Source organism: Eximiradius proteiniborus, assembly GCF_058546985.1.
The window spans coordinates 2369930-2385193 of sequence record NZ_CM178592.1 but is presented as its reverse complement, the minus strand read 5'-3'; the positions used below and the strand labels follow the sequence as shown (position 1 = coordinate 2385193).

The 15264-nt window shown below is 36.0% G+C and carries 10 protein-coding genes; 5 read left to right on the top strand and 5 right to left on the bottom strand.

The features are described 5' to 3' along the window. Window positions 1-26: 26 nt before the first annotated feature. Window positions 27-851 carry a 4-(cytidine 5'-diphospho)-2-C-methyl-D-erythritol kinase gene (ispE, locus tag ACY2LT_RS09735; protein WP_491815427.1) on the top strand — a complete coding sequence of 275 codons (825 nt, stop codon included), beginning with the start codon at window positions 27-29 and terminating at the stop codon, window positions 849-851. Between the two features lie 6 nt (window positions 852-857). Next, entirely contained in the window at window positions 858-2324 is a 1467-nt protein-coding gene (locus ACY2LT_RS09730; RefSeq protein WP_491815426.1) for a glycogen synthase, read from the top strand. Between the two features lie 43 nt (window positions 2325-2367). Here ACY2LT_RS09730 and ACY2LT_RS09725 read toward each other — a convergent pair whose 3' ends face one another. The 3 genes from ACY2LT_RS09725 to ACY2LT_RS09715 are packed head-to-tail and all read right to left on the bottom strand — an operon-like array spanning window position 2368 to window position 4193. After that, on the bottom strand, window positions 2368-2793 hold the full coding sequence (locus tag ACY2LT_RS09725) for a hypothetical protein (protein WP_491815425.1): 426 nt from the start codon (window positions 2791-2793) through the stop codon (window positions 2368-2370). A 14-nt stretch (window positions 2794-2807) separates the two neighbouring features. Continuing rightward, the gene (locus ACY2LT_RS09720; RefSeq protein WP_491815424.1) at window positions 2808-3269 is read right to left on the bottom strand and encodes a hypothetical protein; all 462 of its coding nucleotides are present in this window, start codon (window positions 3267-3269) and stop codon (window positions 2808-2810) included. An 18-nt stretch (window positions 3270-3287) separates the two neighbouring features. Then, the gene (locus ACY2LT_RS09715) at window positions 3288-4193 is read right to left on the bottom strand and encodes a fibronectin type III domain-containing protein (RefSeq protein ID WP_491815423.1); all 906 of its coding nucleotides are present in this window, start codon (window positions 4191-4193) and stop codon (window positions 3288-3290) included. A gap of 99 nt (window positions 4194-4292) precedes the next feature. On the opposite strand from ACY2LT_RS09715, the gene ACY2LT_RS09710 reads away from it, so the two are divergent. Next, complete coding sequence (locus tag ACY2LT_RS09710; protein ID WP_491815422.1) at window positions 4293-5702, top strand: pyridoxal phosphate-dependent decarboxylase family protein; 1410 nt, start codon at window positions 4293-4295, stop codon at window positions 5700-5702. Here ACY2LT_RS09710 and ACY2LT_RS09705 read toward each other — a convergent pair. Then, complete coding sequence (locus ACY2LT_RS09705) at window positions 5694-5915, bottom strand: FmdB family zinc ribbon protein (RefSeq protein WP_491815421.1); 222 nt, start codon at window positions 5913-5915, stop codon at window positions 5694-5696. The genes ACY2LT_RS09710 and ACY2LT_RS09705 overlap by 9 nt on opposite strands. Before the next feature lie 123 nt (window positions 5916-6038). Between ACY2LT_RS09705 and ACY2LT_RS09700 the strand changes: the two genes are divergently transcribed. Together ACY2LT_RS09700 and ACY2LT_RS09695 are read left to right on the top strand one after the other, a co-directional pair. Beyond that, window positions 6039-8336: a hypothetical protein gene (locus ACY2LT_RS09700; protein ID WP_491815420.1), complete on the top strand. Its 2298-nt coding sequence runs from the start codon at window positions 6039-6041 to the stop codon at window positions 8334-8336. A gap of 83 nt (window positions 8337-8419) precedes the next feature. After that, a complete protein-coding gene (locus tag ACY2LT_RS09695) occupies window positions 8420-10543 on the top strand; it encodes a cation:proton antiporter (RefSeq protein WP_491815419.1) in 2124 nt (707 codons plus the stop codon). Window positions 10544-10545: 2 nt separating this feature from the next. On the opposite strand, the gene ACY2LT_RS09690 is transcribed toward ACY2LT_RS09695, so the two are convergent. After that, the gene (locus tag ACY2LT_RS09690; protein ID WP_491815417.1) at window positions 10546-15171 is read right to left on the bottom strand and encodes a GNAT family N-acetyltransferase; all 4626 of its coding nucleotides are present in this window, start codon (window positions 15169-15171) and stop codon (window positions 10546-10548) included. Window positions 15172-15264: the final 93 nt, after the last annotated feature.

Below are 15264 nucleotides of genomic sequence, written 5' to 3'. Positions count from 1 at the left end.
TATTATCAGATGTAAAATACAAAATTATGAAAACTTTAACAAAAAATGCTAACGCAAAAATAAACATCGGGCTTCAAGTATTAAATAAACGAAAAGACAATTATCATAATATTAACTCAATTTTTGTTCCTATAAGTCTTTGCGACGAAGTAACAATAAGCGAAAGCAACCAATTCGAACTTCGAAGCAACGTTCAATTCAACATTCCTGATGATGAGAACCTCGTGATAAAAGCAGCTAAAAAATTCAATGAGGCACTTGGTATAAGTAAATCATATAAGATAAGTTTGCATAAAGAGATACCGATGCAAGCGGGGCTTGGCGGTGGTAGTGCAGATGCAGCAATTGTATTGAAGATGCTCAACGAAATGAATGGTAACCCATTCAGTGATGTATATTTAGCAAAACTTGCCCTTGAAATTGGTTCTGATGTTCCATTTTTTATTTTCAACAAGCCTGCAATAGCAAAAGGACGTGGAGAAATACTTGAATTTATTGAGTTTAAAAATGATATGAATGTATTAGTAGTTTTTCCGAACGTTAATATTTCTACAAAAGATGCATACGAAGCGTTGCAAAGGACAGAAGAGCCAGTGCAGGAAATTGATTTTTATTCCGCATTGAACGCAGGGCAGTATCACCTGATAATAAATGATTTTGAGCAATATGCAACTCAAAAGCACAAAGAAATAAAAGAAATAAAGGATATTCTTTATGGAAATGGCTCATTTTTTGCTTTAATGAGTGGAAGTGGTTCTGCTGTTTATGGGATGTTTCACAGTTTAGAAGAGATGGCAAAAACAGCAGAAAAATTACATAACTATAAAACATTTTTTTGCAAAACTATATAGAAAAGTATGAACATATTACTTGTATCGGCAGAAATTGAACCATTTGCAAAAACGGGTGGATTAGCAGATGTGTGTGCCACCTTGCCAAGAGAATGGCAAAGGCTTGGACAAAATCCGATCGTTGTGATGCCCAAATATGGGTTTATTAATGTTGAAAAATGGGGATTTCGCCCAACATATCTTACATTAATTGTTCCAATGGGCTACTGGACAGAGTTTGCACATATATGGGAAGGAACACTTCCTAACAGCAATGTCCCAGTATATTTAATAGAACATAATCATTATTTTGATAGACCGGGGATATACGGCGAAGCTAATGAATATCCTGACAACAACAGAAGATTTATTTTTCTTGCAAGGGCGGCATTTGAGGTAGCAAAAGCATTGGATTTTACACCGGATATTATTCACGCACACGATTTTCATACGGCATTTGCTATGCCATTTCTGAAAGCAATATACAGAAAAGAGCATAGATTTTCGAAAACTGCAGGAGTATTCACAATTCATAATCTTGCATATCAAGGACGCTATGAACCGCACTCAACAATGGAATTTTCGACGTTTGGAATGAAGGAGTTTTATCCGGGGTCGTGGTTTGAATATTATGGAGGTGTCAATTTTATGAAAGTCGGGATAATGTTTGCTGACAAAATTACAACAGTAAGCCCGACTTATGCACGAGAAATTCGCTATCCTTATTATGGTGAAGGACTTCACGATGTATTAAATTATCGAGGAGCAGATTTAATTGGCGTGTTGAACGGAGTTTATTATAATGACTGGGATCCGAATATTGATAGATTCATTTATAAAAACTACAACATAGATAGTTTATATCTGAAAAATGACGTAAAGAAGAGTTTTTTATATGAAAATGGACTAAATGATTATGATAATCTGGATAAACCTCTTATTGGAATGGTGAGCCGACTAACAGAACAGAAAGGAATTGACTTAGTGCGTTATAAAATCGAGCAGTATTTAGCAGAAGGAGCGTTCAGGTTTGCGTTGTTGGGTTCCGGGAATAAAAACGACGAAGACTTTTTTGTATATCTTAAATGGAAATATCCGAAAGATGCATTAATACAAATAGGATACAGCGATTTACTTTCGCATCGGATAATTGCTGCGTCGGACTTTTTCTTAATGCCATCGCGGTTTGAGCCTTGTGGACTAACGCAGATGTATTCGATGAAGTATGGGACAATACCGATTGTTAGGCAGACGGGAGGTTTAGCTGACACGGTGTTTGAATACAATTATGCAACAGGAGAAGGCAACGGATTTAATTTTTACCAATATAACGCAGATGATATGGCTTGGGCAATTCGTCGGGCATTATCTATATACAACAATCAGCCGCACTGGGATATTATCCGGCAGAATGCAATGAAAATGGATTTCTCATCGAGCAAAACTGCAATGGAATATCTAAAAGTGTTTACTTGGTCACTCGAAAAAGTATAAAAAAAGGAGGCAAAAATTGCCTCCTTTTTTTTAAGTTTAATTCTTATTTAGCTTCTTCGGCTTTTTCTAAAATAAAGAAATTAATACCTGAAACTTGTTTAGCCATACCGTAGAGAGCAATTTTTTTGCCAACGAGAGGGATAATTTTTTCTACAGCATAGGTATTGTCATTTTTGTCGATGACAACATAGTAAGTTTCAGCAGATTTGAAAAGCAGGAAAGCACCATCTTTAAACATTTTAGTAGCAGCTTGCATATCAGCAAGAGGAGTATTGTTGCCTTGAGCAGCTAAATCGAGGTTGATGAGTTCGCCAGTCAAGGGTGTTTGAGTAAAGTCGTTAGGGTCTTGAGTCTGCTTGAGAGCTTCTTCCATAGTAGGAGTTTTTTCTAATTGTTCAGGTTTAGGTTGTTCTTTGCAAGCAGAAACAACGACCATTAAAACAGCAAGAAACAATAATACTTTTTTCATTTATCTACTCCTCTTTATTCCACAGGTTGCATTTGTTTAGCAAAAATAACAGCGAAGCCATTGATATAGCGGACTTCGCCAGCAACGCCAAGATTTTTCACCCCAGCGAATTTTGCAAGACTGCGACCATCGAAAGCATTTTTAGCATTATAGACTAAATAAATCTGGTCGGCTGATTTAAGAGCAAGGGGCTGATTTTTTTTGATCATTTCATCAGCTTCTGCTTTTGTAACGATGGGATCTGCACCCATAGCTAATTTTGTAAGGCTAATAACTTGTCCAGTAACATCAGCTTTAAACTGCTGAGTTTTTGCTGCCTTTTGAGGTTGAGCGACGGGCTTAGCAGCTTCCTGAGAAAGAGTTTTTTTAGTTGCTTCGGCAGGCTCTTGGGGAAGAGTCTTTTTGACAGCTTCCTGAGCATTCACAGCAACGAAAAGGAAAGCGAAAAGGCTTAACAAACCAAATATTTTTTTCATAGTCAAACTCCATCAATATTAGTTAGAAGTTTTAGCGTAAGGAACACCAGCAACTTTTTGATAAGAGATTTTCATCTTGATGTATTTGTCGTTGCCAGAACCCTGCAAGAAACCAGCGCTGCCACGTTCAACCAGAACTTTAGCATAATTATAACTTGTTTGACCTTGGCGAAGAATACGAACGACAAAAACAATACCTGTATTTGAAGATTCAAGCTGCAAAAGATTAATTCTTCTTTCAGCAAAATTCAAAGTATTGAGGGCAACTTTTTCTAAAACATTATCAAGTGTATTTGTTTCCCAATAAGTATCAGCAATTTCAACTCTATCGGTTGGAGTTCCGGTTCCAATGCTGATTTGGCTTGCAGAGCCGAAGAACAAGGCACCAGATGTGCGATTGTCTAAACCAAGGTGCCACTTAGTTTTTTCAGTAGCTTTCAGATTTTCAGGTTTGTTGTTTGCACCATAAATAGTCAAGCCAGAACCATTTTGAGATTCGTAAACATACATTCTGATGTCGTCTGTTTCGAAGCGAGTAGCGGGCGACCAGGTTACAGAAGTTGAGCCAGTACTTGTTTTGTTGTCGGAATTAACAGCTTTCAATGTGAAAGTATAAACAACACCTTCTTGCAAACCAGTAACTTTGTAATTGTCAGTTTTGCCGATTTTGATTGGTGTCATAGGGTTGCCGCCGGTAACAGTGAGTTCATAACCAGAGAACCAGGTTGAATCGTGGCTTGCTGATTTGTCCCATTTCAGCGACACTTCAGTTGCACTTATAGAAGTTGCACGAAGATTGGTTGGAGCGGCAGGAAGAGGCTTGTCGGTAGTAATGGGATCTTCGGTGTCTTCTTCGCAAGCAGTAAAGATAAGAGTGCTAAGCGACAAAAACGCAAGCAAACTAAACAATCTTAAAAATTTCATAATACCCTCGAAAAATATTGAAAAAATTAATAATAAATGATTAACGTCATTTCTATCAGGAAAATTGAACGAAATTATAAATTATTTAGTGTAATTATTATGAATAACGAAACTCTTTTGGGGATGTTACAGCGAACAGCAGAATGGATAATCAGATATTATGAAAATATTGAAAGTTTTCCGGTGAAATCGCAAGTTAAGCCTCGTGAAATTTTCGACAAATTAAAAATGCTTGATAACAAGTCACCTTCGAGTATTGAAGAAATAATGTCTGATTTTGAAAAAATACTATTACCAGGAATTACGCACTGGCAAAGCCCTAATTTTTTTGCATATTTCCCGGCGAACACGTCTCCCCCATCGATTCTTGCCGAAATGCTAACATCTGCTATTGCTGCACAGTGTATGGTGTGGGAAACTTCACCAGCTGCCGCTGAATTGGAGGAATATACATTGAATTTGTTGCGAGAATATATTGGACTGCCGGAAAGCTTTAGTGGAGTAATTCAAGACACTGCTTCGACAGCAACGCTTGTTGCATTAATAGTAGCAAGAGAGAAAAAATCTTCTTTTTCAATTAATGAAAACGGGTTCGATGGAAAAAACTACAGAGTATATTGCTCGGAGGAAGCCCATTCATCTATTGAAAAAGCAGCAAAAATTGCAGGATTTGGAAGAAAAAATGTAGTTAAAATTGCAACAGATGAAAATTTTTCGATGCAGGCTGAATTACTTGAAAAATCTATCATTGAGGACATTGAAAAAGGATATATTCCGTGTGCAGTTGTGTCGGCATTTGGGACAACGGGTTCGACAGCGATAGACCCAATAAACGAGATTGCAGAAATAGCCTTAAAATATGATTTATTTCATCACGTGGATGCAGCATTGGCTGGCTCGTCGTTGATTTTGCCTGAAATGAGGTATATTGCCGAAAGCATCGAAAGAGCTGACTCAATTGTATTTAACCCGCATAAGTGGCTGCTGACAAACTTTGATTGTTCAGCACATTTTGTAAAAGATAAGGAAACACTTATCAGAACTTTTTCTATAACACCTGAATATTTAAAAACATCAGTAGATGAACAAGTAAATAATTACCGGGACTGGGGAATACAGCTTGGAAGGCGTTTCCGTGCATTAAAACTGTGGTTTGTTTTGAGATATTATGGATTGGAGGGATTGCAGAATTTTATTCGGGAACATATATCGTTTGCAAAATATTTTGCAGAAAGTATTATTGCAGAAGGTGATTTTGAATTGCTTGCTCCTGTTAATTTCAATACCGTGTGTTTCAGATATATTGGATACAGTGAAAAGACGAAAATTGATGAGGTTAATGAAAAATTGCTGAAAACACTGAACGATAGTGGCAAAATATATATAACACACACAAAACTAAATGGAAAATATACAATTCGATTTGTAGTTGGGCAAACAAATACAAAAAAGCGGCACGTAGATGCCGCTTTGGAGCTAATTAAACAAACTGCGAGGAATTTAGTTTAGGCTGCAAGAACCACCACAACAACCACCAAAATCGCAAGAAGAAGACATTTCGGATGAACTGCCTTGCGAAAGAAAACCTGTGGTAGACATTACTTTTCTGTAAGCAGTGGAATTGCAGTTTGGGCATACGATAGCACGTTCATCTTCGCGAACTTTGTGGAAAATTTCGTATTTTGCACCACATTGTTCACATTTGTAAGTGTAAATCGGCATTATACTACATAAATTTGTTTTACATTACTCTACATTCATATAGACGAGAGATTAACTTTTATATTATGAATTATTTTTTTCTTTTTAAATTGCAGTTTTGTTTAATTATTCACTGATATTAAGATGAAAACAAAGCAAACTGAGAAAAATAAGGCTATTGAAGTCAAGTCAGGTTTCTACTGGTATATAGCAATTGGGGTATTTCTTTTAACGACAGCGATTTTCTTTTGGGAGCATTTGTTTGGAAGTGCATATTTGTGGGAAGACTTTGCCGAGTATATATATCCTGTTCAGACATTTGCAGCAAGGGAGTTTGCACAGGGAAGAATACCGCTTTGGAATCCTTTTGCATTTGCAGGAATGCCATTTTTGGCAGATTTGCAGGTCGGATTCTTCTATCCATTGAATAGAATATTAACGTTATTTGTCGGAGCGGAAGGAACCTTGCCAGCAAAAATGCTTGAATTATCATTGATAATTCATTTTTTTATTGCCCAGATTTCGATGTTTGCATTGATGAAAAACTTAAAAGTAAGTTTATGGGGAGCAATTTTCTCGGCAATAACTTATTCATTTTCATTTTTGCTTGTGTGCCACGCGATACATCCAATGATTGTAATGCATTTAGCCTGGTTTCCATTAATATTTATGTATTACCATAAAGCAAATTCACAAAGTTCAATTGTATCGGCAGTAATTTCCGGGCTATTGCTGGGAATGGTAATGCTATCCGGCCATCCTCAAATGACACTATTTATTTCACTTTTCCTGGGAGTGTATTTCATATGGAATTTGATTGCCGATATTATTAAAAAAACAATTACTTCGAATTCTATCATAAAATATATAGTTGCGTCATTATTGCCATTTATGATAGCGGCTGGAATATTTCAAATTCAATATTTGCCATCAAGCGAGTTAGCAGAGAACTCACGTAGGCAAGAAATGTCATTTGAGGCAGCTTCGGAAGGTTCGCTCGAATTACCGCAGATTATTACATCAGTTGTTCCTAAATTTTTCGGTTATTATGATGCAAGTGCAAATCCCAAAGTTCCATTTCAGTTGAAAAAGAATACAAGTGAAGGCAAAGTTATCACTTTACCATATTATTATTACTGGGAAACTGCTTATTACTTTGGGGTTGGAACTTTAATACTTGGGTTTGTCGGAATAATTGGATTGATGAAAACCAACAGAATGGTAGCTTTTTTAGCTACTTTTTCGCTGTTTGCATTGATATTTGCGATGGGAAGCAATGGATTTTTGTATTATTTGTTTCATAAATTACCGTTTTTCTCCCAGTTCAGAATGCCAGCAAGAATGGCATTTGCGATTGCGTTTGGCTTTTCGTTAATTGCGGGATTGGCAATTGATAAACTGCGCGATTTCAACTTCAAGCAAATTATGTTAGCAACAGCATTTCCTCTGCTTATTGCGCTACTGACAGCAACCGGGATTTTGCAGTCATTTTTTAGTTTTGAAGAAAGTTCAGTTTCGATAATTCAGAATTACGGAGCAACTGCATTATTTTTTGTTGTTTCAACATTCATAATTATATATTTAGCAAGCAAGAAGAGATTATCAATATCGATTGCTGCAATAATTTTGGCTTTGCTTGCATTTATTGATTTATATGTAGCTGGAGCTGATTTTAATCGTTCAAAGGAAGATTATTCGAAGCAATATCAACTTCCAGAACAAACCCTGAAAGCGTTCAAGTCAAATTATCCAGACAATATTTTCAGAGTAAATTCAAGGATTTACAATCCACCTTTTATGGCAATGAAACGTAATCAAGGGATGATTTCGGGGATTGAACTGCTTGAAGGATACAATCCGTTAGTATTGGAACGGAATGTGCCTCCACTGAACCGGAACGAAATTCACAAATTATTCAATGTAAGATACGAAATAGCGATTGACACAATGAGGATGTCGCCATATTTTGCTGAACGAGCAGACCGTATGCCGAGAGCGTGGCTTGTTGGTTCTGCAAGAGTAGTCGAAAGTGAAAAAGTAGCTGACTTTATGAAAAACGAAGTGATAGATTACTCTAAAATTGCAATAATAGAAAAGCAACCGAGTATTAATTTACCTAACGAGATTGACACAAATTTTGCAGGAATTGCAAAAATTACTCATTATTCCCCAAATTCGATAATAGTCGAAACAAGTTGTGATAAGCCAAGCTTGCTCTGTTTGAGTGAAATATATTACCCATCGTGGATAGCTAAAGTGGACGGAAGAGAATCTGAAATAATTCGTGCCAATTATTGTTTGAGAAGCATAGCACTACCAGCAGGCAAACACACAATAGAGCTTATAGCACATTCCGATAAATTAGTAAGTGGAATGTGGATAACATTATTAACACTTGCTTTCTCAGTAGTATTAATTATTGTGTTTAGAAAGAAAGAATAATTTGCCTGAATAAAAATTTGAATTATTTAATTTTTTTTCATTATTTTAATTTAGTGAAATTGTTTTACTAAATTCAATTACTAATGGAAATGTTTCAACACATTTTTCCTATCAAAAATCCAGTAGCAGAGTTCGCTATACTTATGCTGATTGTGTTGATATTTCCTGTATTATTCAAAAAGTTAAAAATTCCGAGTATTGTGGGATTGATCATCGCTGGAATGATTGTCGGACCACACAGTTTAAACATTTTAGACAGAGACGACAGCATTATAATGTTGGGTTCGATTGGGCTACTATACATAATGTTTTTAGCCGGGCTTGAACTTGATTTAAAGCAAATCAAAACAAACAAAAGATACAGTGTGCTATTTGGGATAGCAACATTTACTATTCCGCTTGTGCTTGGTTATTTGCTCTCGCATTTTGTGCTTGGATATAGCGAAATAGCATCATTAATTATTGCGTTGATGTTTTCGACACATACGCTTGTAGCATATCCAATCGCATTGCGTTTGGGGCTAACTCAAACGAGAAGCACAACAACTGTTGTAGGTGGTACAATTATTACTGACACGGCGGTACTTATGGCTTTTGGCGTGATAATGAATTACTATCACGGGTCATTAACATTTTGGTTTTGGGTAAAATTTATTGTTTTGTTAGCATTGGTATCTATTTTTATCTTATTTATAATACCTAAGATAGCTCTTTGGTTTTTTAAGAACATTGAAGAAGAGAATTACTCGCAGTTTATTTTTGTGATAGCAATGTTTGTAATGTCGAGTATGTTGATGGAAGTAGCCGGAATAGAGGCAATAGTTGGGGCGTTTTTGGCAGGCTTGGCATTCAGTAAGCTAATACCACATAATTCAGCATTAATGCAAAGGATACATCTTGTAGGAAGTGGATTGTTTATTCCTTTGTTTTTAATTAATGTAGGAATGATAGTTGATATAAAAGTGCTTGCAACGGGTTATTTTTCTTTAATCGTTGCAGGAACATTGACAATTATGGCACTACTGAGCAAATATTTAGCGGCACATTCAACACAGTTACTATTCAAATTTAGCAAAAATGAAGCAGATTTTATCTTTGGACTAAGTGCTTCGCACGCTGCTGCAACTATCGCGGTAATAATGATAGCTTACAAAGCCGGAATTTTAGATGAAAATGTGTTGAATGGAACAATACTTTTGATATTAGTTACTTGTCTTTTTGCATCATTTGTAACAGAGCGCGCAGGAAGAAAACTTGCCATTGAAGAACAAGAGAAAAAAGATGTAACAATAAATGAACCGATGAGAATATTAGTTCCGTGTTCAAATCCGAATAGTATAGATAAATTGCTCGATTTAGCAATTGCGTGCCGTGGCGAAAACGAGGACGAGCAACCAATTTTTCCGCTATCGGTAATTATTGAGGACGATACAACGGAAAAAAGAATACTTCAAAGCACAAAAGCAATTCAAACTTATGTGAAATTGGTATATCCGGGTAAAAAATCTATCACACCAACGACAAGGCTCGATACAAACGTTACGAATGGAATTATTCGCGCAATGAAAGAAATGATGATAAATTTAACAATACTTGGGTGGACCGGGAAATCGAAAGCATCGGAGTTCTTTTTTGGCAGAAAAACAGATAATGTAATTGAGGCAACTAATCAAACTATAATGGTTGCAAAGTTGAATCAACTAATAAATTTGACAAATAAAATTTATGTGTTTGTTGGTGAAAATGCTCAATATGAAGTTGGTTTCAAAAAATGGCTTGAAATACTAAACAATATTAGCAAGTACTCATCTGCACAAATCTATTTTATCTGTTTGCAATCAACAAAGCTAAGTATTATTCAACAATGCAAAACAAGCGGAATTCTTGGCAATGCTATGTTTGAATTAGTTAGTTCTATAGATGAATTCAGAAGTTTTGCTGATAAGTTTACTGAAAACGATATTATAATATTTGTGAAAGCACGTTCAAAGAGCATTTCATTTTCATTAGATTTTATCCGCATTATTGATGAAATAACAGAAGAGATGCCCCGATACAATTATATTATGCTTTATCCGGAGACAAATCCTATAATTGAAATTGAAGAAATACCGCACGTAGATGTATTGGATTCTTCTTTCATCGAAGAAAATATTTCATTAATCCAGAAATTGAAAACAAAATTTTTCAAGACAAAGACAAATTAATATTATCTTAAATATTTATCTTTGTTCAATATTCTAACAAGAAGTCCCCAACGTTTATCAACTTTAAATCCATATTTTGAGAAGAAAGCTTCTACATAGAAGGTAGTTTTGATAATATCAATACCCTGGCTATACATTCGGTTGATAAAATCTTCCATCATAGCCCGACCGAGACCACGTCCACGATACTGAGTAGCAAGGACAATACCATCGAGAGTGCAAGAATTATCTTCTTTTATTTGATAAATAATTCCACCGATAATTCTATCGTTGCTGTCGAAAAGCACAAGGAACTGGTCTTGCTCTGATATCACCTTAGTCAGTTTTTCTTTATAGAACAAACGATATAGAATACCGATTTCAGCTGGTTCGATGGGTTGACGGAAGATGTAGCTATCACCGAAATTATCTTTGAATGTAGTTTTCACAATCAGGGACAAATCTCGTTTTTCTTCAAACTTTGCAATGTCGTATTGCAAGGATTTGGTATAGCCGGGGAATACCATTTTTGAGAATATTTCTCTGTCGATAGGGTCTTCGAGAGTGCTTTGCAATTCGGATAGTTCGATAAGCTGAGTAGCTGGAACATTTTTCTCTTTATTCATTTGCGAGAGAAGTTTGTCGAAAGCATTACGAACGTAAAAACCTTTGTAGGCAAAGTAAGTATGGCGATAAAGATGATAACGAGCAATTTCGGGGTATCTATCAAGACGATAGAGATGATAGAGTTCGATAATTGACTGCTCTTTGGCTTCGGGTATAGCATTAGGATTAGAATTTTGCCATTCATAATATTTATCAATAGCATAAATAAGCGGAAGTGGCATATAATAGTTGTTGTTTATAAAATCTATGTATTTAACAAGTTCTTGTTTTAAAGACTTACCGGAGAATAAAATATCGTTATAAGAAAGTTCTTCGAGCAAATTGTTAAGAACAGTAACGGCTTCGTCTTCGCCCAGCGCCTCCATAATTGCATTAAAAATCCAGTTAATATCTAAAAATTCTCTAATCCAAGAATAATGGTGTATTGCTTTACGATAGAAATTATCAATCATAGGATTAATTAAAGAAGAATAGTTATCGAAATATTTCCATCCGGCAAGCGAAAGAATAGTTGCACCGTCACGAAAATCAATTTCGGGAACAACTACATTTGATGGATTAACATTTCCGGGTATTATCTTATGTCCGCTATATCGCCAGGCACGAACAAAAGCTGAAAGCCCTTCGGTATAGAGACGTTTGAGAATATTGAGCTTAGGAAAGGGCTGACCGTACATTTTAAGGGTAGAAATCTGGCGTAACTTTTCCCAGACGGTTAAATCACCAAGGAATTCCATACTGCGAGCTTGAAGTTCGGGACGAGCACAACCGAGCGAAGGCAAAACGCTTGGACCATCGGGATAACCAGAGACAGCAACAAGCCAAAGAATAGTTTCAAGATTTCTCTCGTCGGAAATATTGTCGTTAATGATAGTTTGTATGTCGTAATGCTTACCTTGCTGTGTATTAACGCTTATACGATAAATTTGATTTTGAGTAATGCTGCTGATTTTAGAGACCCAGACGCCATCGTCGCTAATTTCAGAGATATCGAAATCGTTTTCTTCGAAGGCAAGAGTAATTGACTGTTTCAAAAATGTAGTATCCAAAAGAACACGCTTGATATTCTCAATTTCCTGGTCGGAAAGGCTATCTTCGAAAATAATTTTATTGCACCAGTCACTCGGGAATTTAGAGAATTTTTGTTCTTCCAAACTATTTTCATATTCACAGGAGAGAATCCAGAAATATTTAGCAGCTATGGAAGAAAGTTGTGGATCTACTTTATGAAGAACCCAGTTGGCTAATTCAAAGCGAACAGTCGGATAATATTCAGGATTATATTTGACAAAATCAACTAATAATTTAAAGATGCTTTCAAACTGTTTATGAAGTGTATCGGATTGAGGCCAAGGAAGGTTTTCGCGATAGAAGAGCAATCTTTTTCGAAGAGCATTCAGGCGGCGGCGTTCAAATTTGCTGGAAGCAATAATTTCAATAGATTTATTGTTGAGAAAAGTAAGACCGGATTCAAGAAAAGCGGGGAAGATCTTTTCTGTTTCGGCAATTTCATCGTTTTGCAAAATTGTCCGGTAAGCCAGACAACGAATTTCTTCGTTTGGGTGGTAGGCAAGTGCCTGAATACGGAACCGAACAATTTCTAAAGAGATTTCGTCGAAGCTTGTAAATATTTTGGACAATTTTGTTAGTTCTTCTAATGCTTTTGTGTCTTCGGAATAGAAAATTCTGCAAATAAGGTTATTTATCTCAAGTAGTTGATTATTTCTAATCCCACGAATATTGATAAAAAGGTCTTCGGAATAAGAATTTCTATTACTGAAATCGCAAAGAATTTTTGTGCTGATTGATTTATTGCGATGGTCGAAATTGGCTTTGACAGGTGCAAAAACAAAGAGATTGGGATTCCCAATCCAATACTTTGGTTGCAAGGCAAGAGAACCTAAATCAATTGTATTGCCTTCGATTTCATAAATCAAGTCGCCTATTTGAATTTTTTTGTCTGAGATCCGTTCGATAGTAAGATAGAGAGAAGTTTCTTTGTTGATTAATCCATTATTATAGACGACAATATCTTCCTCTAAAATAGAGAGATCGCGATAGAACCATTTGGGGATAATGATCTTTAAATTATCGAAAAATAGTTCGTTTACATCTTTTGAATAAAGTTTTTCGATAATATCAGAAAAGTTTTTTTCTATAGATTTTCTGTTGAATGAGCCTTTTGGAGTAAGTTCGCCGAAATCAACAGAGAAATCTCTTTCCAAAATCTCGAAATTGACAACTCTTTCGTAAGTAGCCAAATTACGGTTAGCTTCGGTAACTATTTTCTGAAAATAATTTCTAGGGTTGTTTTTAATGTTTTCGTCATTGAATAAAGGATCCTGGTAGTCTGGAACAATCAGAAGAGTGTTGTAGGCTTTGCCATCACCAACAAGGAAGGTGCGTTTGATACCCGGAACTCCATCGAACTTGTTCTCAACATTTTTTGGAGAAATAGTTTGCCCTTTGTTATTTTTATAGATGTCTTTAACTCTATCAACAATTGAATAATAGCCCTGACCATCAACAACAAAGACATCACCTGTAGGCAACCAGTAGTCTTCGTCTGAGTTCGAAGGGAATGGAATAACCGAACCTATTGGATGAGTATCGAGATAGCGGGCAACGTAGTGGCCGCTTATCAGCATTTCGTTATTTTCAGCGAATTTGGTATAAACGCCTGGTAGTGGTTTCCCGACAGTGCCTTTAACGTATCTTCCTGGTGGAGTCATAGTAATACCACCGGTGGCTTCGGTCATACCAAATCCGCTACATAGCTCAATATCGTGCTTCTGATAGAAAGAAAAAACCTTTGGGTCTAAATACCCGGCAGCGGAAAGTCCCCAGTGAAGATTTTTTCCAACAATTGAAGTGATTTTCTCTCTTATTTCTTTTCTTGAAGTTAAATTTTCTGTTTCTTCCATAATTTTGTCGTAGATTTGCATCCAACGGATTGGAACGCTGATAAATCCTGTTGGATTCACTTTGGAAAATAGAGAAAGCAAGTTGTCCGCTGAAGTGTTACCAACGAAAACGTAAGTGCCGCCCCAATAAATCATACCGGTCATTTCTAAATATCTACCAAAAGTATGAAACAGAGGCAAATAACATAGCAAAACTTCATTATTACCAACTGAGGGTAAAGCTGCTGCACGGCAAAATCTTTTGCTGACAATGTTATAGTTGGAGAACGAGACACCTTTTGGACGTCCAGTGCTGCCAGAGGTAAACATAACAGTAATTACCTGATCAATGGAGAAGCGTTTACGTTTGTTGAGAATAAGATCAATTTCCTTATTGCTGATAGTTTTAATATAACGAGGAAGGTATGTATGATTTGTAAGTTCCTTAATACTTTCGTTAATATGCAGAATAATCGGTTTTATCAATAAATTTTTGGAAATTTCTTCAATCTGGCGAATTCTATCAAGAGTGTCGGTAACAACAACATTGAAATTCATCATTTTGAAAATAGAGGTAAGTTCGTCGTTAGTAAAATGAACATTCAGAGGTGAAACAGGAATATCCCAAGCGAGTGCAGCAATATCGACGATAGCACTTTCGGGAGAATTTTCGCAGAAAATAGCTAAACGAGGTAAGCCTTGAACGCTCTTGAAGATAGCAGTAGCAATTTCTTTTGATTGTTGCCATACTTGTTCGTAGCTAAAACGTTTTGGTGTAAATTTTCCCATATCAATAAATAATGCTTTTTGAGAAAGTTCTTCTGCCCTATAACGCAGAAGGTCGTTGAAGGAAAAATCGCTTGCCTGAATTATTTTGCAAGCATATTCTGCCCATTTGTATCGTTGCTCTTCGGTTTCGAGAAGAGATATATAATTATGCTTACCAGTAAAGAGTAGCCACTTATGAAGGAATTGCTTATCAGCAAAGGAAATATCATTGCTTTCGACCAACATTTCACTTAATTCAAGCAACTTTACGGCATTTTCAGAATTCAGTTTGATGATATATTGCTCGAATTGGTTTAAAAAGGAATGGATTTCGTTCAAGACGTTTTTCATAAGGACCTCGAAAAAAACGGGATTTATATAGTATAAAATAGTTAGAATTAAAGAAATAAAAAAGCATAAAGTTAATAAAAAAAGAGCAGCCAA

Excerpts from the sequence above, each read along its gene's own strand:
- ispE (WP_491815427.1), top strand. The coding sequence starts at position 27 with ATGAAAACTTTAACAAAAAATGCTAACGCAAAAATAAACATCGGGCTT.
- ACY2LT_RS09730 (WP_491815426.1), top strand. The coding sequence starts at position 858 with ATGAACATATTACTTGTATCGGCAGAAATTGAACCATTTGCAAAAACG.
- ACY2LT_RS09725 (WP_491815425.1), bottom strand. The coding sequence starts at position 2,793 with ATGAAAAAAGTATTATTGTTTCTTGCTGTTTTAATGGTCGTTGTTTCT.
- ACY2LT_RS09720 (WP_491815424.1), bottom strand. The coding sequence starts at position 3,269 with ATGAAAAAAATATTTGGTTTGTTAAGCCTTTTCGCTTTCCTTTTCGTT.
- ACY2LT_RS09715 (WP_491815423.1), bottom strand. The coding sequence starts at position 4,193 with ATGAAATTTTTAAGATTGTTTAGTTTGCTTGCGTTTTTGTCGCTTAGC.
- ACY2LT_RS09710 (WP_491815422.1), top strand. The coding sequence starts at position 4,293 with ATGAATAACGAAACTCTTTTGGGGATGTTACAGCGAACAGCAGAATGG.
- ACY2LT_RS09705 (WP_491815421.1), bottom strand. The coding sequence starts at position 5,915 with ATGCCGATTTACACTTACAAATGTGAACAATGTGGTGCAAAATACGAA.
- ACY2LT_RS09700 (WP_491815420.1), top strand. The coding sequence starts at position 6,039 with ATGAAAACAAAGCAAACTGAGAAAAATAAGGCTATTGAAGTCAAGTCA.
- ACY2LT_RS09695 (WP_491815419.1), top strand. The coding sequence starts at position 8,420 with ATGGAAATGTTTCAACACATTTTTCCTATCAAAAATCCAGTAGCAGAG.
- ACY2LT_RS09690 (WP_491815417.1), bottom strand. The coding sequence starts at position 15,171 with ATGAAAAACGTCTTGAACGAAATCCATTCCTTTTTAAACCAATTCGAG.